Origin of the sequence: Streptomyces sp. NPDC051921 (genome assembly GCF_040680975.1) — a bacterium.
In the GTDB taxonomy this organism is placed as follows: domain Bacteria; phylum Actinomycetota; class Actinomycetes; order Streptomycetales; family Streptomycetaceae; genus Streptomyces.
In genome coordinates this window covers 25903-43467 of sequence record NZ_JBFAXU010000033.1, presented here as the reverse complement: position 1 = coordinate 43467, position 17565 = coordinate 25903, and the positions used below count along the sequence as shown (strand labels likewise).

Genomic DNA, 17565 nt, shown 5'->3' with positions numbered 1-17565 from the left:
GGAGGCCCGGCGGCTGCGCGACACGCCGGCCGGGCTCTGAGTCACCGGACGCGGCGGCCGGCCCCACGTCCGGTACGGCTCCCGGCCGCTGTCGGCCGCCCTTGCCGGCCGCCGCCGGGCGGCCGGATCAGGCGGTTTCCAGCAGGCCTTCGCGCAAGCGCTTCATGGTGCGCGCGAGGAGGCGGGAGACGTGCATCTGGGAGCAGCCCAGGTGTTCCCCGATCTGGGCCTGGGTGAGTTCTTCGACGAACCGCAGGTGGATGATCTGCCGGTCTCGCTCGTCGAGGTCGGCGATGAGCGGGGCCAGGGCGTGGAAGTCCTCCACGAGCTCCATGGCGGGGTCCTCGCTGCCGATGAAGTCGGCGAGGGAGGCGTCGTTGTCCTCGTTCTCGCCGCTCAGCGCGGCGTCGAGCGACGAGGAGGTGTAGCCGTTGGAGGCCAGCCGGGCCTCGATCACCTCGTCCTCCGTGAGGCTCATCAGCTCGGCGAGTTCCTTGACCGTCGGTGTCCGGCCCAGGCGCGTGCTCAGTTCCTCGGTCGCCTTGGCCAGTTCCACCCGCGCCTCCTGCAGGCGGCGGGGTACGTGCACCGCCCAGGAGGTGTCCCGGAAGAACCTCTTGATCTCCCCGACGATGTAGGGAACGGCGAACGTGGTGAACTCGACCTCTCGTGTGAGCTCGAAGCGGTCGATCGCCTTGATCAGTCCGATCATGCCGACCTGGACGATGTCCTCCATCTCGTCGCCGCGATGGCGGAACCGCCCGGCCGCGTAGCGGACCAGGCTCATGTTCATCTCGATGAGGGTGTTGCGCGCGTACTGGTACTCGTGCGTGCCTTCCTCCAGTACCGCGAGCTCCTGGAAGAAGACCTTCGACAGGGCTCGTGCGTCCTTCGGCGCGACCGCCAACGCGTCCGGGACCATCGGCAGCGTTCCCGTTCCGGCCTCAATTCCCTTGGCCGACATCGTGGTGACCGTCACACCTTTCCCCTTTCGCGTGTGTACCGAGCCGGGATCCGTGGCCCCGTGGCTGCTCGCCTACCCGGAGCCCCGCAATCCACACGGCCCGGTTCGACGAGAAATTCCGGGGCGGGGGGTGAGGGGGACTCAGCAGCCCTCCGCGCAGCGCCTGTCGGCGTCGTCGAGCGCCCCTCCGCCCGGTTCTTCCGCCGGTCGCTGGGCAGAAGGAACATGCAGTACGGACGTTCGAAGGGGTGACATGACACGGGATCCCTCGCTGAGAGCCGTCGGGTGGGCGCGGTCGCTGCCCGTGGGCAGCAGCGTGAAGACGGCACGCGACTGGACGCGTGAGCACCTGGAGACGCTCGGCTGGGACCGTACCGCGCCGGCCACGGCGGACGCGGTGGTGCTCGCCGTCTCCGAGCTCGTCACCAACGCCCACGTCCACGCCCACAGCGACGCACAGCTCATCCTCACGTGGGACGAGGAGTGTCTGCACGTGACCGTGCACGACGCGTCGTCCCGTGCTCCCGAACAACGCGACCCCGGCGACGACGCCTTGGGCGGGCGCGGCCTGCTCCTGATCGGCGCCCTCGCCGACGACGTGCGGACCCGCAGCTGCCCCCGCGGCAAGGAAGTGACCGCCTGCTTCCGCCCGCCCCCGCCCGACCGGCGGACGTGACGCCGGGCGTGCGGGGAGCGGGCGGAGGGCGGCCGTACGAGGGCCCCCGCGCCACCGTGCGGCGGGCCCGCACCCCCTCTGCTCAGCGCCTGAGAGAGGAGAGCAGCGGCCGCCAGTCGATGTGGCTCTCCTCCGTGCCCTGCGGCACCAGGACGAGCGTGTCGCGCACCAGGCGGACGAGCCTGTCAGGGTCGCACCTGACCGTGGCGCAGTGCCCGGCCGGGCCGAGCAGCAGGAGGAGCGTGCCGTCGGGAGCCGGCCGCAGCCGGACCTCCCCCTCTCCGGTGGCGGTCCGCGATCCGGTGAGGACCATCTGGCGGTCGAGGCGCCACACGACGGGAGCCTCGCCCAGGAGGTGGAAGACGATGCTCAGCGCGTGGGGGTCGCGGGAGGTGTAGCTGACGGTGGTCTCGATCCGGACCGGCGCGTCCGCGTCCGGGGTCAGCAGTTCCATGGGCAGGGGCTGCGTGAGGACGCGCGGTGCGGGAAGCGGCGCGACGGGGGGCTGGGGCATGAGGTCCTCCGGCTGGGGGGATGTGGCGGGTGCGGTGTCCGCTTGACCCGTCCCGTCCCTGTTACACCTCATGCCCGCGGGACAGATGCGCCGATGGCGTCGCGGTTTCCCGCAGGCCGCGGACGCGGCCCGTCAGAGGCCGGGGAACCGGGGTCCGTCCGCCGCGCCGCTCGGGGTGTCGCCGTCGGGCCCCGCCGTCTCGGGCCGGCCCGTCAAATGCTCGTACGTGCCGGTGAGCAGCAGCAGCCTGTCGAGGAAGGGTGGCCTGTGGTCCAGTTGGAGCCGTACGCCCACCGCCTCGGCGTGCCGGTGGAGGGCCAGGAGGGCGGAGAGGCCCATCGAGTCGCAGAGGGTCATCCGGGCGCAGTCGAGGCGTATGTCCGAGGGCGCGGACGCCGGGTCGAGGTGGGCACGGACCGCGTCCAGCAGCTCGTCGGCGCTGTCCCAGGCGAGGTCGCCGGCGAGTTCCGCGTACAGGACGCCGTCCGCCGCGCGGGCGGCCGTGAGTTCGAAGGTGGTGTCGGATGTGGTCATGAATGGGGTCCGGGGGCCGATGGGGCGGGTACGCGGGTGAGGGCGCGACGTCCGGCGAGGAGGTGGGCCCGCGCGCGGGGGAAGTCGTGCTGCGCGTCGGCGAGGAGGTCGAGCGCGGCGGCCAGGGCAGCGCCCGGCACACCGCGGGCCCGCAGGACGTCGGCGGTCCAGGTGACGAAGCCGGTGAACAGTTCGGCGTCGTCGACGTAGAGGGACGCGGTGAGGAAGTCGACGATGTGGGCGATGTCCTCGGCGGTCCGTTCCCGCTGCGGGGCGGTGTACGACGCCATGGCCGGGACGGCGTCCTCCAGCTCCTTGAGGACGTGGCGGGTGAGCCGGGTCCGGTTGCGCGTCACCAGGGTGTACTCCTGGTCGGACAGATGCGGCAGTTCACGGGTCGGGTCCGGCAGCGGGTCCTCCGGGCGCCGCGGGCCATCGGCCAGGAGGGCGGCGGCGGCACGGGCGTCGGGTGCCCACCCGTCCGCGCCGAGCAGGAGGGCGTACCGGCCGTCGGGACCGAAGGCGGCCCCGCCGACGAGGACCGGGAGCCCGATGGCCTGGACGGCGGTGACCGCGGCGTGGGCGGTCGGGAGTCGGACCGGAAGGGAGGCCGACAGTGCGACGGCGTCCGCACCGGTCTGGTGCAGGTGCGCGATCAGGTGCGGGGTGGGGACGTGCGCCCCCAGGTAGTCGACGAGGAAGCCCCGGCCGCGCAGGACCTCCGCGAGGAGGCGGGCGGGCAGCGCGTGCCACTCGCCGTCGACGCAGGCGACGGTGACGCGCCGGGGCGCCGTCCCGCTCTCCCGCCGGGAGCTCGCCCCGGCGGTCGTACGGTGGCCCGGGACCTGGTGGGCGAGGGCCGCGATGACACGGTCCTGGATGGCCGTCGCGGCGTGCTCCTGGGCGACGCCGATGCGGCCGGCGGCCCACTCCCCGCCGACCCTCGCCTGTACGGGACCGATCACGTCGAGCAGGAGGTCCTCCACGGCGGTCCCCGCGTCGTGGGCGTCGAGGACGGCCGCTGCGGCTGCCGCTTCGTCCCTCGCCTGGAGTGCCGCCCACAGGCGTTCGCGGGTTCCGGCGAGGCCGATGGACGAGGTCATGGTGTGCGTGGTCATGCGGTGTACCTGCCCCGGGTGTGCCCGTTCACCGCCGACAGATGGGTGGTGTGCGGTGCGGTGATCGCGACGACCGCCATGTCGTCGTGCGGACCGCTGCCCACCCAGTCGCCGGCGATCATCTCCAGGCGCTCGACGACGGCCTCGGCGGGGAGGCCGACGCACTCGGCCAGCGCGGCCCGGAGCCGCTCCTCGCCGAACATCGACGAGCCGAGCGGTCCGCCCCGGGCCTCGGTGATCCCGTCCGTGTAGAGCAGGCACGTCTCTCCGGGCGCCAGGTGCACGGTCGCGGACCGCGAGGTGACCTCGGGCAGCGCGCCGACGAGGGTTCCGCTCGTGTCCGCCTCCTCCACCTCTCCCGTGGTGCGCAGGATCAGCGGTCGCGGGTGGCCCGCGCTGGTCAGTCTCAGCCGCACCTGACCGCCGGAGCGGCGCACCGAAGCCAGGACCAGGGTGGCGAAGCGGGTGTGGCGGGTCGTCAGGAGAGCGCCGTTGAGCAGCTTCAGGACGTTCTGGTGGTCGTCGGCGAGGGGCAGCAGCGCCTGCACGGTGCTGCGGATCCTGCCCGTGAGCACGGCGGCGTCCAGGCCCTTGCCGCACACGTCCCCCAGGACGGCGAGCGTCTCCTGCTCGGCGGCGGTCCCGGCGTGCACGTCGTAGAAGTCGCCGCCGATCCGCTCCGTGTCCTGGGAGGTCCGGTAGCCGCCGGCGAAGTCGACCCCCTGGACGTGGTGGAGTTGCGGCGGCAGGAGCTCGGCGATCAGCGCACGGGTGATGCGCGCCTGTTCCGCGTACAGGCGCGCGGCCGACAGGGCGGCGCCGGCGCGGGCGGCGAACAGCCGGGCGAAGAGTTCCTCCGAGGCGTCGAAGGCCCGCTGCCCGCCGCGCCGCAGCAGGATCAGGGCGCCCGCCGGCACGCCGTGACCGGGCAGCGGCGTGATGGCGACGGAGCCGGGGGCTCCTTCGAAGCCTTCGGGCACGGCCCATTCCGGCAGCTCCGCCGGATCGATCCACCGGGCGGGCACGGGGGGAAAGCCCTGGAGGGCCTCGGCCAGGCCGGGAACCGACGTCGGGTCCATCGTCACCTGGCTCCGGTCGCACCTCTCCCCCACGGCGGTGACCACGGCGTACCGCTTCCTCACGGGCGGAGAGATCACGAGCGCCGCGTCGCCGAGGTGGGCCGCGGCGAGCAGGGCCGCCTTCTCCAGGCACCGGTCCGGGTTCAGCGAGGCCAGGAGTTGCGTGGACGCCTCGGCCAGCAGCGCGGTGCGCTCCTGTTCGGTCCGCAGGGCGTCCTCCGCGACGGTCAGGTCGGAGTCGTCGACCAGCCACCAGGCCACGTCGCCATGGCCGGACTCGGTGGGGTGGGCCCGCAGGAGGCGGCCCTCGTGGCTCCCCCGCAGTGCGGGACGCCCCGCCCGTGCGCCGGCCGTGCCGGGCCCCGTCCGCGCCGGGCGGGCCAGCCGCCTGTGCGCGTCGGCCAGCCAGCCGGGGACGACCTCGTCCAGCCACGAGCCGACTCCCATCTCCGGGAAGAGGTCGGCCGCGGCGGCGTTGAACTCCACGACACCGCCCTCGCGGTCGGCCACCACCGCCGGATGGGGCGAGTGGAGCCAATAGGTGCGCCCGGCCGTGGGGGCGACCCGAGAGTGGTCGAACTCGCCTTCGAAAACAGTCATATGCGTGGCCCGCTCGTCGTGGCCCGCCACCTTTCCACTCGACGACGGCTCGTCCGTCCACCCTTCCGCAAGGGCGGGCCGCACATCAAGCGAACCCCCCTCTTCCGGTACGCACCCGCCGCTTCCTCGCCATACCCCCACCGTCCCGGCACAGGGGCTTCACCGGAGGGACACGTTTCGGAGGATCGCGTTTCGGGGTCGTGTTCGCGGTCAGCCGGTTCCTCGAACGTGGTCCTCGGCTCGGAAGGAATCCGTCGTGTCGGTCGTGCTCTTCCTGGTGCTCGGTGTCGGGGTGGCGATGGCGTGGTGGAGCGTCACGCCCGTGCGCGGCGGTACGCGGAGGGGGTCCAGGTGACGGCCGGCGGTCGTCCGCGGCCGACCGGGATCAGACCTCGTGCCACTTGGCCTGGCCGAACGAGAAGAGCCCGAAGAGCACGAGAGCGGCGGCCACCGCGATCAGCAGCCAAGGACCCGCCGGCGTCAGCGCGAACGAGCGGATCGCGTCGTCCACGCCCTTGGCCTCGCGCGGGTCGAACGCCACCGCCGCCCGCACACCGGAGAAGCCGACCGCCGCGAGGACGAGACCGCGCCCGACGCCACCGACGACCCCCGTGACGTCCATGGAGCGGCGCTGCCACGTCTCCATGCGCCCCCACACGAGGGTGTCCCGGTACTTCCGCAGGACCGCGCTGCCCGCGATCCACACGCCGACCGCGAGGACCCCCACGGCCACCGCGCCGACCCACCAGCGGCCACCGGGCATGTCCAGCAGGCGGCTGGTGACCTCACGGCTCTGACGGTCCGTCTCGCCCGCACCGCTCCCCCGCTCGCCCGCCGCGAAGGACAGGACGAGGAAGGCGGAGCCGGCATAGAAGACGCAGCGGCCTGCGGACAGCGCTCGCGTGCGCGCCTCGTCCCCCTTCGGGCCGGCCGCACCGAAGATCGCCTCCGACAGCTGCCACGCCGCCATCCCGGCCAGGCCCACGCCGAGCGTCCAGAGCAGGACGGCCCCGAACGGCGTGCCGGCGATGTGGGTGAGGGCCCCTCCCCGGTCCACCTGCTCGTTCCTCCCCGTCAGGCCGACGCGTACGGCCAGTGCTCCGACGAGCAGGTACAGCACGCCCCGCGCCGCGAAACCGACCCGGGCAGCCGCCCGTACGGCCTCGCCGCGGGCCGCTCCCGCCGTGACGGCCGCGTACGGCTTCCTCAGGGTCATGGCCACTCGCTCCTCTCGATCGCCCTCCGGATGCCCCGTCCGCGCCGGACCATTCCCGGCCCGGGGTCTGCGGCCCGGCCGAGCGGTCGGACGACGAGGACACGGTTCCCGAGCGGGGCGTCAGCGCGGGCGGCGGTCCGCCCGGGCCGCCGCGCCGGCGCGCTCCGGCAGGAGGGACAGGCACGCCCGGACCCGCTTGCCCTCCGGGTCCGGCTCGACGCCCAGGCTCTCGCAGACGGCGACGACGATCTCGACGCCGTGCTGTCCGATGCGGCGGGGGTCGTGTCCCCGGGGAACCGGGGCGGCGGCCCCGCGGTCGAACACCGAGATCTCCAGGGTGTCCGGACGCAGCTCCAGGAGCAGTCGGCAGGGGCCTGCGGTGTGCCGGACCGCGTTGGTCACCAGTTCGCTGACCACCAGCTTCGCCAGCTCGACGCGCTCGTCGGCCACCGGTGCGCGGCGCACGGACGGAGCGGCCGCGAGGAAGTCGGCCGTGAAGGCGCGGGCCGAGGCGATCGCGCCGCCGTCGGAGGCGCTGTCGTAGACGGCGCTCGCGGACAGCAGGGGCTCCGGTGCTGCACGCTCAGCGGTGATCGCGTCCGTCATGGCGCTGGTACTCCCCTCGTCCGGTTGGGTGGGCGCGCTGGGCACCTCGTACACCGCCTTTCCCCACTTCGTGGTTCCCACACCGCCCGCAACGGGGATCACACGTGGCCGCGCCAGTCGAGACAGAGCACGAGGACGGCGTCCGGCGCGCCACGGGCCGTCTCGCGCAGCACGCGCACGACGGCTCCGGGAGCGTCCGCGCCGCCGACGTGGCGGGTCCGGTCCAGAGCCGTGGCGACGGGACCGTCCGGCGCCTCGTACTCCCCGGCGGCGGCCGAGGGCTCGCCCGCGCCGCAGGCGACGAAGACCAGCCGGTCGCCGGGCAGGAGGCGCAGGCGCTGGGTGGCGTAGACGGTGTCCTCGAACATGCCGAGGGGCAGCTGGCGGTCCAGTTCGATGCGCTCGGTCACGGCGCCGCAGATCCGCCAGAGCGTCGGCGACCCGGCGTCGACCACCTCGATCTCTCCGGTGGTCAGGTCGAAGCGGAGCAGCAGGGCGGCGAGCGGGCTCTTCCCCCGGTACTGACCGTAGAGCGCCTGGTCGGTGAGGCTGGCCTGACCCACCAGGTCGAGTCCGGCCCGTCGGGCGTTGCGGATCGCGTTCAGGGCGAGGGTGCTCACCAGAGCGGCCGGGGTGCCGGGGCCGGCGCCGTCGGCGACGACCAGCAGCAGCTCGTCCTGGGTCACGCTCCAGTCCAGGAGGTGTCCGCCCGAGGTGTAGGCGGGCTCCCAATGGGCGTGCAGGTCGAAGGCCGGCCCGGTGCAGGCCCGGCCCGCCAGGGTGTCCCACTGCATCTCCCCGGCGACGGTGAGGGCGCGCGTCCTGCGGGTACTGCGGTACAGGTCGGTGTGGCGGTCGGCGACGCGCAGGGCGTGCCCGAGCGTCTCGGCGACGCGCCCGAGGCTCTCCACGGTCGACGCGGTGGCGCGGTCCGGGGGGAGGAGGACCACGAGGACGCCGAGCCGGTCGCCGCGGACGGTGACCGGAAGGCAAACGGTCGCCGTGGGCCCGTCATCACGGAAAAGATATGGTTGCTGCGTGCGGAGGACGCGACCGACGGGCCCTGTGTCCACGGGCACGTGCCGCACCCCGGCAGGTGTCTGCGCGGGCCGCACGGGCCGCAGGGACGTGAACCCGTAGTCGACGAGCAGCAGGTCGGCGGAGGTCGCGGCGTACTGCTGCGCGAGACTGGTACGGAGGGAGTCCAGGAGGAGGTGTGGTGCCGCCCCGCGCAGTGCGCTGTCCACTGTCACGTGTCGATCCACCGAATCCGTACCGCCTTCTGGAGAGATGTGGAGATGAGCGGTCCGTCGGAAGGCCGACGTCCTCGGCCCCGGACGCCCGAGGAGTGTCGCCCGGCATGAACCCCAACCCCGCCGCGTCCCAGGGGGACGGGCAGCAGACCACGCAGGCCGCCCGGGAGCTCATCGAGCTCCTGGAGGTGCTGTGGGAGCGCGGTCGGGACATGGTGTCGCCGACGCCGGTGTCGGCGAGTCAGCTCCGCGTGCTCTACAGCCTGGACCGCGAGGAGGGGATCAGCCTCCGCACCCTGGGCGACCTGCTCGGGTCCGCGCCGCCCTCGGTGAGCCGCATGTGCGACCGCCTGGAGGCGCTCGGCTTTGTCCAGCGGCTGCCCAGCTCCGTGAGCCGCAGGCAGCTGGAGCTGCACCTGACCGCCCACGGCAAGGCGTACCTGCGGGACCTCCGGACCCAGCGCGAAGAGGCCCTGCTCGCGGTCATCGCCGCCATGTCGCCGACGAGCCGCAAGGCGCTGCTGCGGGGACTCACCGGGTTCCAGGAGGCACTGGGAGAGGGCGCGCCGGCGGCCTCGTCACGCCCTGACACGCCGCTGAAGGACGTCAGTTCGGCCTGATCCCCGCGCGCCGCCGGCTCCGGCCGGCCGCACACCCCATGTCCCCACTGCCACCCTCCGGTGATCCTTGACGCGTTCAACCGGGCACGAGCCAGGTGTTGCCCCAAGGATACAGTTGTCACACGGCAACTGTTGACGGGGTCCCGTGCCAGTCGAGACAGACCACGAGGGCGTCGTCCTCCAGCGGGGTCCTACCGTGGTACGCGGCGAGCTCACGCAGCACCGCCTGCGGCACGTGCGTGGGCGGGAGCAGCCGTGTGCCACTGAGGGCGCGGGCCAGCGCCCGCTCCCCGTAACTCTCGCCGTCGGGCGAGACGGCGGCGTACACGCCGTCGCTGCCGAAGAGCAGGCGGTCCCCCGGGAGCACGGTGAACCGCTCCGGCACGTAGGCGGAGTCCTCGAACATGCCGAGCGGCAGCTGCGCCTCGAAGGAGACGGACTCGACGGAGTGGCCCCGCAGCCGCCACAGACGGGGCGAACCCGCGTCCACGGCCTCCACCTCGCCCGTGGCGAGGTCGAAGGACAGCAGGAGCACCGACACGTAGGCGCTGCCCCGGTACTGCGCGTACACGGCCTGGTCGGCCAGGGCGGCCTGGTCCGCGAGGTCCAGCCCGGCCCGGCGGGCGTTGCGGAGCGCGTTGATCGCCAGGTTCGTCAGCAGGGCGGCCTCGATGCCCTCCCCCATGCCGTTGGTGACGGTGAGCGTCAGCCGGCCGGCCGAGACCGACCAGTCGTAGTTGTCCCCGAAGATCGCGTAGGCCGGTTCCAGGTGGGCACCGAGGGCGAACTCGGGACGGGCGCACGAGCGGCCGGGAAGGAGCTGCCACTGCATCTCGGCGGCGAGGGTGAGCCGCGTCGCCCGCCGCGCCAGCACGTACAGGTCCGTGTCGCGCTCGGCCACCAGGATCTCGTGTCCGAGGCCCTCGCAGACCTGACCGAGGACGGGCAGCACGGCCCTGACGTCGGCCCCTGACGGCAACCCGGCGGTCAGGACGCCCAGCCGGTCCCCCCTCACGGTGACCGGGAGGTGGACCAGGACCGCGTCGGGGCCGCGGGTGACGTAGGGCTCCTGGGCCCCGAAGGCGCGCCCCTGGGGACTGTCGTGGATCGGGACCGACGGCACCGCCCCGGGTGCCCGCTCGACGAGCTGGAGGGTGCGCAGCCCGTAGTCGGCCAGACGGAGTTCCACCCACAGGGCCCCGCAGTGCTGCCGCAGGGCGTCCTCGACGACGCTCACCAGCTGGTGCGGAGCTGCCCTGCGGAGCGCCTGCTCCACGTCGGCGATCTCGTGCACGTTCTCCCGCTTCCTTCCTCCCGGGGCGCGGTCCCGTGCCCAGGGCCGCACCGCCCCTCCGTCTACCTCGCGCCGCAGGCCGCGGCCAGCGCCTCGGCCACGCCGGCGTGCGGCGGGATCGTGGTCGTCACTCCGGTGATCTCCAGGATGCGCCGCACCGCCGGCGTCGGCGCGGCGAGGTACAGGTCTCCTCCGTGCGCGCGCGCCTGGTGGACCGCCCTGATCAGGACGTTGAGGCCGGACGAGTCCATGAAGCCCAGCGCGGAGAGATCGAGGACGAGGCGGGCCCTCCCCTGCCGGATCAGGTCCGTCAGGTGGGCCTCCAGCAGATGGGCGGTCTCCATGTCGAGCTCACCCCCCACGGACAGCACCGCGGTGCCGGTGTCGGGGATCGTGACGTCGACGTTCAGGTTCGGTTCTCGCTCGGACATGCGTTCCCTGCTTTCCACGATGTGGGGGGACGGGCGGTGGGGCGGGCGGCAGGTGATCAGGTCACCTGGACACCGATCAGACACGTGTCGTCGTCCGTGTCCGACTTGCTGCGCGACAGCAGCAGGTCCAGCCGTCGTTCGAGGCCGTCGGCGGGCAGGCGGGCGGTGGCCAGCAGCTGCGCGATGGAATCGTGAACGGAGGTGTCCCGCCGTTCGACGAGACCGTCGGTGTACATCAGCACGGTGTCGTCGGGTTCGAGGCGGAGCTCCGCCTCCTCGTACTCGGCTTCGGCGAGGGCTCCCAGCAGCAGTCCGCCGAGCAGGGGCAGGTCGACCGCCTCGCTCCGCCGGACGAGCACCGGCGGGAGGTGCCCCGCCCGGGCCCAGCGCAACGTGCGGTTCTCGGGGTCGTAGATCCCGCAGACGGCGGTGGCCGTGACCTGGGCCGTGAGGTGGTGGGCGACGGTGTTCAGCCAGGCCAGCAGCTGTCCCGGCCCCGCGCCGGTGACGGCGAGGCCCCGCAGGGCGTTGCGCAGGACGACCATTCCGGTGGCGGCCTCCACGCCGTGGCCCGCGACGTCACCGACGCACAGGAGCACCTTCTTCGACGGCAGCACGACGGCGTCGTACCAGTCGCCGCCGACCAGGGACTCGGTCTCGGCCGGGCGGTAGCGCACGGCGACGTCGAGTCCCGGCGCGTCGAGCGGCGGTTTGGCCGGCGGCATGATCGCGTGCTGGAGCTGGAGGGTGAGCCGGTTGCGCTCCGCCGCCGCCTCCTCCGTGGCGACCAGCCGGTCGCGGGTGGCCGTGAGGGCCACCTCGGTCCAGTGCTGCGCCGAGATGTCCTGATAGGCGCCCCGGACCGCCTGGAGCCGGCCGTCGGCGCCCAGGGAGGGTTCGGCGATGACCCGGATGTGCCGCGTGACCCCGTCCCGGCGCAGCAGACGGAAGGCCGTGGAGCCCGCGCGTCGCTGCTGCAGGACGGAGTGGAGGAAGCGCCGGATGGTGTCGGCGTCGTCGGCATGGGCGTGCGCCGCGAGGTCGCGCAGGGAGACGGCCGGTTCCGTCCGCTGCCGGCCGAAGAGGTCGAAGAGCTGGTCGTTCCAGGTGATCTCTCCGGTGAGGACGTCCTCCTCGAAGGCGCCGACGCGGCCCAGACGCTGGGCGTGCTGCAGCAGGCTGGCGAGGCGGGCCGACTCGTCCTCGATGCGCCAGACGAGGAAGACGTTGTCCCCGTGCCGGCTGATGCTGATGTCGGCGAGCGAGGAGAGCGGCACCTGGTCCACGAGCGCGGTCAGTCGGGTCCGCCGGCAGCGGAAGGGCTCGCCCGTGGCGTAGACCCGCTCGATCCGTTCGAAGAGTTCGCTCCCGCCCGCCGTCGCGGGATACGCCTCCAGGAGCAGTGCGCCCTCGACGGCGCTGCGGGGCCGGCCGGCCGGGTCCTGGAAGTGCGCGTTGGCGTGCCGGATGCGGAAGTCGGCCAGCATCCCCGCCCCGTCCAGGTGAGGGGTCAGTACGAGGGCGGGGTCGTGGAGGCCGTCCGCGAGTTCGGCCAGTTCCAGGGGTCCGTCCCCGCCCGGGACGAGGGGTCGCGCCGGCACGGAATGCGCGGGACGTGCTTCCAAGGTGTGGGCGCAGAGCTCGGCGAGGGCTTCGATCTGGCGTTCCACCGCCTGGGGCTGGGGGTCCAGCGGTCCGGCCCAGCAGATCTCCAGGACGCCGTGGATGCGGCCGCCGGTCCCGGCGGGGACGACGACCCGGCCGCCGTCGGGATGGCGTGTGCGTCCGATCGACGGGATGCCGGCCGCGGCCAGGGAGGGGTACCAGACCGTACGACGGTCGGTGAGCGCCTGGCGGGCCGCGGTGGTCACGCCGGGCGGTACGTGGTGCCAGCGGGCCGCCTCGTCGGAACCGTACCCGGCGTGGCCGCGCAGGCTCAGCGAGGCGTCCGGGCCGGTGGTCCAGATCGCCACGGCGACGGCGCCGAGGGGTTCGAGGGCGTGCGCCAGCAGCGACTCGGCGACGGCCTGGGTGTCGGGCGCGCCGAGCACCGCGCTCTCGGTCGTCCGCAGGCGCACGCCGACCGAGGCGCGGGACCCGGCGACCGGACCGGGAGCGGCGGGGTCGCCGACGGTCGTCCTGAGGAAGTCACCCGCCACCTCGGCGACCCGGTCACGGGCCGCCTGGTTGATGATGTCCGCGGCCAGCTCCAGCTGGGAGAGCCCGGCCTGGTCGGCCAGCTCGGCGAGATGCCGTGCCGCCTGGGCGGGGCCGCAGCCCAGACGCTCGACGATCACTCCCTTGGCGAGTTCGACCAGGGCGCGCCCCTCGGCCGCCGCATGCGCGGCACGTACTTCGCCGCGCAGCCGTTCCACCGTGGCCGCCAGCCGGCCGGCCGTGACGCGGCCGCGCGCCGTCGGCGGGTCGCCGTCGAGCGGGGCCGGGTCGGGGACGGCCGCCGCGGTCGCGACCGGCGCCGCAGCGCCCTCCCCGTGGGGGCCCGGGTACGGGTCTCCGCCCGGGAGATGGGGTCCACTCACGTCGACGACTCCTCGGGTGGGGCGGCCTCGGGGCCGCCGGGGGGACGGGAACAGGGCGCGCCGGGAAGGCGCGGTGCCCGCCGCGGGGTGCGGTACGGGCCGGTGAGGACGGCCACGGGGCTACCCCTCGTTCAGCCAGCGTCGGACGCACGCGATGAGTTCGTCGGCGTCGACCGGCTTGGTCACGTAGTCGCTGGCACCCGCGGCGAGGCTCTTCTCCCGGTCGCCCGGCATGGCCTTGGCGGTGACCGCGATGACGGGCAGGCTGGCGAACCGCGGCATCTCCCTGATCCGTGCGGTCGCCGTGTAGCCGTCCATCTCCGGCATCATCACGTCCATCAGGACGAGGTCGACGGCCGCGTGCGCGAGGAGTGCCTCGATGCCCTTCCGGCCGTTCTCGGCGTGCAGCACCCTGATGCCGTGCAGTTCCAGGATGCCGCTGAGGGCGAAGAGGTTGCGGGCGTCGTCGTCGACCACGAGAACGGTACGGCCGTCCAGCGTGGTGTCGATGGTCTGCGGCTCGGGGGCCCCGTGTTCTCCTCGGACCAGGGGCACGACGTCGCCGGGCTGCTCCGCGGACAGGTGCAGGGCGATCCGCTCGCGCAGCTCGTCGAGGCTGGAGAGGAGTTCCAGCGGCCGTCGGCGGGCCAGCTCCTGGAGGACGCGCTCCTGGTCGGCGGCGAGCCGGCGGTTGTTGTGGGCGAGGACGGGGACGGTCCGCAGGGCCTCGTCCCCGTCCATCGCTTCCAGGAAGCGCAGGGCGTCGCCGTCCGCCATGTCGACGTCGAGCACGACGCAGTGGAACGGCCGGGTGGCCAGGGCGGTGGCGGCCTCCTGGGGGCCGACGACCGCGATGAGTTCGATGCCCTCCCGGTCGGCCCGGCCGCCGTCGGCGGCGAGTTCCGTGACGGCGTTCTCGGCGACGAGCGCGAGCAGCCCGCGCGGGCGCTCCTCGATCACGAGGAGGCGCCGCGTCGGCCGGGTCGAGGGTGCGCCGACGCGCAGGGGGAGGGCAGGGGCGTCACCCCGGTCCGGCGCAGCCACCGAAGGGTCCGGGAGGCCGTCCGCCGTGGGGGCGGCGGGGGCGGGCTGTTCCGTGAAGTCGGGGCGGGCGACGGGCAGGTAGAAGGTGAAGGTGCTGCCTTCGCCGGGCGTGCTGGCGACCGTGAGGGCGCCGCCGAGCAGGTAGGCGATCTCGCGGCTGATGGACAGGCCGAGCCCCGTGCCGCCGTACTTCCGGTTGGTCGTCCCGTCGGCCTGCTGGAAGGCGCCGAAGATCGCCTCCAGGTTCTCGCGGGCGATGCCGATGCCGGTGTCCGTGACACGGAAGGCGACGACCGGGCCGCCCCGGTGGACGGTCGCCGGGAGTTCGTCGTCCGCCGCCGGTTCGATGCGGAGTTCGACGCTGCCGCGCTCGGTGAACTTGACGGCGTTGGACAGCAGGTTGCGCAGCACCTGGCGGAGCCGGGAGTCGTCGGTGATCAGGTCGACGGGGACGCCGGCGGCGGTGGAGACCGTGAAGGCGAGGCTCTTCTGCGAGGTGAGGGGACGGAAGGTGGCCTCGACGTAGTCGAGGAGCCTGCGCAGCGCGACGCGCTCCGGGTGGATGTCCATCTTCCCGGCCTCGACCTTCGACAGGTCGAGGATGTCGTTGATCAGCTGCAGCAGGTCCGATCCGGCCGAGTGGATGATGCCGGCGTACTCCACCTGCTTGGCCGTGAGGTTGCGGGTCGGGTTCTGGGCCAGCAGCTGGGCCAGGATCAGGAGGCTGTTGAGCGGGGTGCGCAGTTCGTGGCTCATGTTGGCCAGGAACTCGGACTTGTACTTCGAGGCCAGCGCCAGCTGCTGGGCGCGGTCCTCGATCTCCTGCCGCGCCTGCTCGATCTGGAGGTTCTTGGCCTCGATGTCGCGGTTCTGCGTCGCCAGCAGGGCCGCCTTCTCCTCCAGTTCGGCGTTCGAGCGCTGGAGTTCCTCCTGCTGCACCTGGAGCTCGTCGGTGCGGGAGCGCAGTTCACCCGCCAGCCGCTGGGACTCGTCCAGGAGTTCGTCCGTACGGGCGTTGGCGACGATCGTGCTGAGGTTGACGCCCACCGTCTCCATGAGCTGCTCGAGGAAGTCCCGGTGCACGGAGGTGAAGGGGCTGAAGGACATCAGCTCGATGACGCCCAGCACCTGGTCCTCGACGACGATCGGCAGCACCACCAGGCTGCCCTGGGACGTCCGTCCGAGTCCCGAGGAGATGGTGACGTAGTCGGCGGGGACGTTCTCGGCCGAGATGGTGCGGCGGCTGCGGGCGGCCTGTCCGACGAGGGACTCGCCCAGCCGGAAGCGGTCCTTGCCCCGGTCGGCGGGGCGGCCGTAGGAACCGACGAGCCCCAGCTCGACGCCGTCCGCTCCTTCCTCGGCCAGATAGAACGCGCCGTACTGGGCGGCCACGAGCGGGGTCAGCTCGTCCATGACGAGCTCGGCGACGACGGCCAGGTCGCGGTGGCCCTGCATCAGCGCGGAGATCCGCGCCAGGCTGGACTTCAGCCAGTCCTGTTCCTGGTTGGCCCGCGTCGTCTCGCGCAGCGAGCCGACCATCGCGTTGATGTTGTCCTTGAGCTCGGCGACCTCTCCCGACGCCTCGACGGTGATCGAGCGGGTCAGGTCGCCCTCGGCGACGGCGCTCGCGACCTCGGCGATGGCGCGGACCTGTCGGGTGAGGTTCCCCGCGAGTTCGTTGACGTTCTCGGTCAGCCTCTTCCAGGTGCCGGAGACGCCCTCCACCTCCGCCTGTCCCCCGAGCCGGCCCTCGCTGCCGACCTCCCGGGCCACCCGGGTCACCTCGGCCGCGAACGAGGACAGCTGGTCGACCATCGTGTTGATGGTGGTCTTCAGCGCCAGGATCTCGCCGCGCGCGTCCACGTCGATCTTCTTGGAGAGATCGCCGTTGGCCACGGCGGTGGTGACCTGGGCGATGTTCCGGACCTGCCCGGTCAGGTTGCTCGCCATGGAGTTGACGTTGTCGGTGAGGCCCTTCCACGTGCCCGCCACGTTCGGCACCCGGGCCTGGCCGCCGAGGCGCCCCTCCGTGCCGACCTCACGGGCCACACGGGTCACCTCGTCGGCGAAGGCCGACAGCTGGTCGACCATCGTGTTGATGGTCGTCTTCAGCTCCAGGATCTCCCCGCGTGCGTCGACGTCGACCTTCTTCGACAGGTCGCCGTCGGCCACCGCGGTGGCCACATGGGCGATCGCCCTCACCTGCGCGGTGAGGTTCCCCGCCATCGAGTTGACCGAGTCGGTCAGGTCGCGCCAGGTGCCGGAGGCGCCCTTCACGTCGGCCTGGCCGCCGAGGATGCCCTCCGTGCCGACCTCGCGGGCCATGCGCGTGACCTCGTCGGCGAAGGAGGAAAGCTGGTCGACCATCGTGTTGATGGTGTTCTTGAGCTCCAGGATCTCGCCGCGCGCGTCCACGTCGATCTTCTGGGAGAGGTCTCCCCTGGCGACGGCGGTGGCCACCTGGGCGATGTCACGGACCTGGGTGGTGAGGTTGCCGGCCATGGCGTTCACCGAGTCCGTCAGGTCGGCCCAGGAGCCGGAGACACCGGGCACCACGGCCTGCCCGCCCAGGGTCCCTTCCGTGCCGACCTCACGGGCCACCCGCGTCACCTCGGAGGTGAACAGGGAGAGCTGGTCGACCATCCCGTTGAAGACCCGGGAGATCTCGCCCATCAGGCCGCCCGCCTCGTCGGGCAGGCGGGTACCGAAGTCGCCGTCCCGCACCGCCGTGAGACCGGCCAGGAGCTGTCGGAGCTCGGGCTCCGCCACCGCGCCCGGCCCGGGCCGCCCCCCGGTCGAGGAGCCCTTGATCGTCGTCTCAGACATGCCCCATCCTCGTTCACCATCAGGCATCCGCTCACGGGCCGTGCGATCACGATCACGCGCCGCACCGCCCGTGCTCCCATGACGGCTCCGGCCTCGACCGTTGCCGTACGGCAATAATGACGACCCTACCCCTCCGTGATCGACAGGAGGAGAGCGGTACCGCGTCAGGCGGCCGGAACCCGCCGTCGGCCGGCTCCCCCTCCACTCCCCGGCATGCACGCCGCGAGCCGGGGTAGACGGCGCGCCGAGC

General features: G+C 73.1%; 14 protein-coding genes. 2 read left to right on the top strand and 12 right to left on the bottom strand.

Annotated elements, in window-relative coordinates; all coding sequences use genetic code 11:
* Positions 1–127: 127 nt before the first annotated feature.
* A complete protein-coding gene (locus AB0M16_RS32870; RefSeq protein WP_365349603.1) occupies positions 128–922 on the bottom strand; it encodes an RNA polymerase sigma factor SigF in 795 nt (264 codons plus the stop codon).
* A 295-nt stretch (positions 923–1217) separates the two neighbouring features.
* Here AB0M16_RS32870 and AB0M16_RS32865 point away from each other — a divergent pair, with 295 nt between their 5' ends.
* Entirely contained in the window at positions 1218–1640 is a 423-nt protein-coding gene (locus AB0M16_RS32865; RefSeq protein ID WP_365349541.1) for an ATP-binding protein, read from the top strand.
* A gap of 82 nt (positions 1641–1722) precedes the next feature.
* On the opposite strand, the gene AB0M16_RS32860 is transcribed toward AB0M16_RS32865, so the two are convergent.
* From AB0M16_RS32860 to AB0M16_RS32830, 7 genes are all read right to left on the bottom strand, one after another.
* Positions 1723–2154, bottom strand: coding sequence for an SsgA family sporulation/cell division regulator (locus tag AB0M16_RS32860; protein ID WP_365349539.1), 432 nt, complete (start codon positions 2152–2154; stop codon positions 1723–1725).
* A gap of 132 nt (positions 2155–2286) precedes the next feature.
* Positions 2287–2688 carry an STAS domain-containing protein gene (locus tag AB0M16_RS32855; protein WP_365349537.1) on the bottom strand — a complete coding sequence of 134 codons (402 nt, stop codon included), beginning with the start codon at positions 2686–2688 and terminating at the stop codon, positions 2287–2289.
* Positions 2685–3806: a cobalamin B12-binding domain-containing protein gene (locus AB0M16_RS32850; protein WP_365349535.1), complete on the bottom strand. Its 1122-nt coding sequence runs from the start codon at positions 3804–3806 to the stop codon at positions 2685–2687. The genes AB0M16_RS32855 and AB0M16_RS32850 overlap by 4 nt, the downstream gene beginning before the upstream one ends.
* Positions 3803–5485, bottom strand: a complete 1683-nt coding sequence (locus AB0M16_RS32845; protein WP_365349533.1) for a PP2C family protein-serine/threonine phosphatase — start codon at positions 5483–5485, stop codon at positions 3803–3805. The genes AB0M16_RS32850 and AB0M16_RS32845 overlap by 4 nt, the downstream gene beginning before the upstream one ends.
* A gap of 385 nt (positions 5486–5870) precedes the next feature.
* Positions 5871–6701: a DUF1206 domain-containing protein gene (locus AB0M16_RS32840; RefSeq protein ID WP_365349531.1), complete on the bottom strand. Its 831-nt coding sequence runs from the start codon at positions 6699–6701 to the stop codon at positions 5871–5873.
* Positions 6702–6821: 120 nt separating this feature from the next.
* Positions 6822–7307, bottom strand: a complete 486-nt coding sequence (locus AB0M16_RS32835; RefSeq protein WP_365349529.1) for an ATP-binding protein — start codon at positions 7305–7307, stop codon at positions 6822–6824.
* A gap of 98 nt (positions 7308–7405) precedes the next feature.
* On the bottom strand, positions 7406–8560 hold the full coding sequence (locus AB0M16_RS32830; protein ID WP_365349527.1) for a GAF domain-containing SpoIIE family protein phosphatase: 1155 nt from the start codon (positions 8558–8560) through the stop codon (positions 7406–7408).
* 107 nt (positions 8561–8667) lie between these two features.
* Here AB0M16_RS32830 and AB0M16_RS32825 point away from each other — a divergent pair, with 107 nt between their 5' ends.
* Entirely contained in the window at positions 8668–9180 is a 513-nt protein-coding gene (locus AB0M16_RS32825; protein WP_365349525.1) for a MarR family transcriptional regulator, read from the top strand.
* A 118-nt stretch (positions 9181–9298) separates the two neighbouring features.
* Here AB0M16_RS32825 and AB0M16_RS32820 read toward each other — a convergent pair whose 3' ends face one another.
* The 4 genes from AB0M16_RS32820 to AB0M16_RS32805 all read right to left on the bottom strand — a co-directional run bounded on the left by AB0M16_RS32820 (position 9299) and on the right by AB0M16_RS32805 (position 17315).
* Complete coding sequence (locus AB0M16_RS32820; RefSeq protein ID WP_365349523.1) at positions 9299–10474, bottom strand: PP2C family protein-serine/threonine phosphatase; 1176 nt, start codon at positions 10472–10474, stop codon at positions 9299–9301.
* 62 nt (positions 10475–10536) lie between these two features.
* On the bottom strand, positions 10537–10905 hold the full coding sequence (locus tag AB0M16_RS32815) for an STAS domain-containing protein (protein WP_365349521.1): 369 nt from the start codon (positions 10903–10905) through the stop codon (positions 10537–10539).
* Between the two features lie 56 nt (positions 10906–10961).
* Positions 10962–13445 carry a SpoIIE family protein phosphatase gene (locus AB0M16_RS32810; protein WP_365349519.1) on the bottom strand — a complete coding sequence of 828 codons (2484 nt, stop codon included), beginning with the start codon at positions 13443–13445 and terminating at the stop codon, positions 10962–10964.
* Positions 13446–13565: 120 nt separating this feature from the next.
* Positions 13566–17315, bottom strand: a complete 3750-nt coding sequence (locus AB0M16_RS32805; protein ID WP_365349517.1) for a HAMP domain-containing protein — start codon at positions 17313–17315, stop codon at positions 13566–13568.
* Positions 17316–17565: the final 250 nt, after the last annotated feature.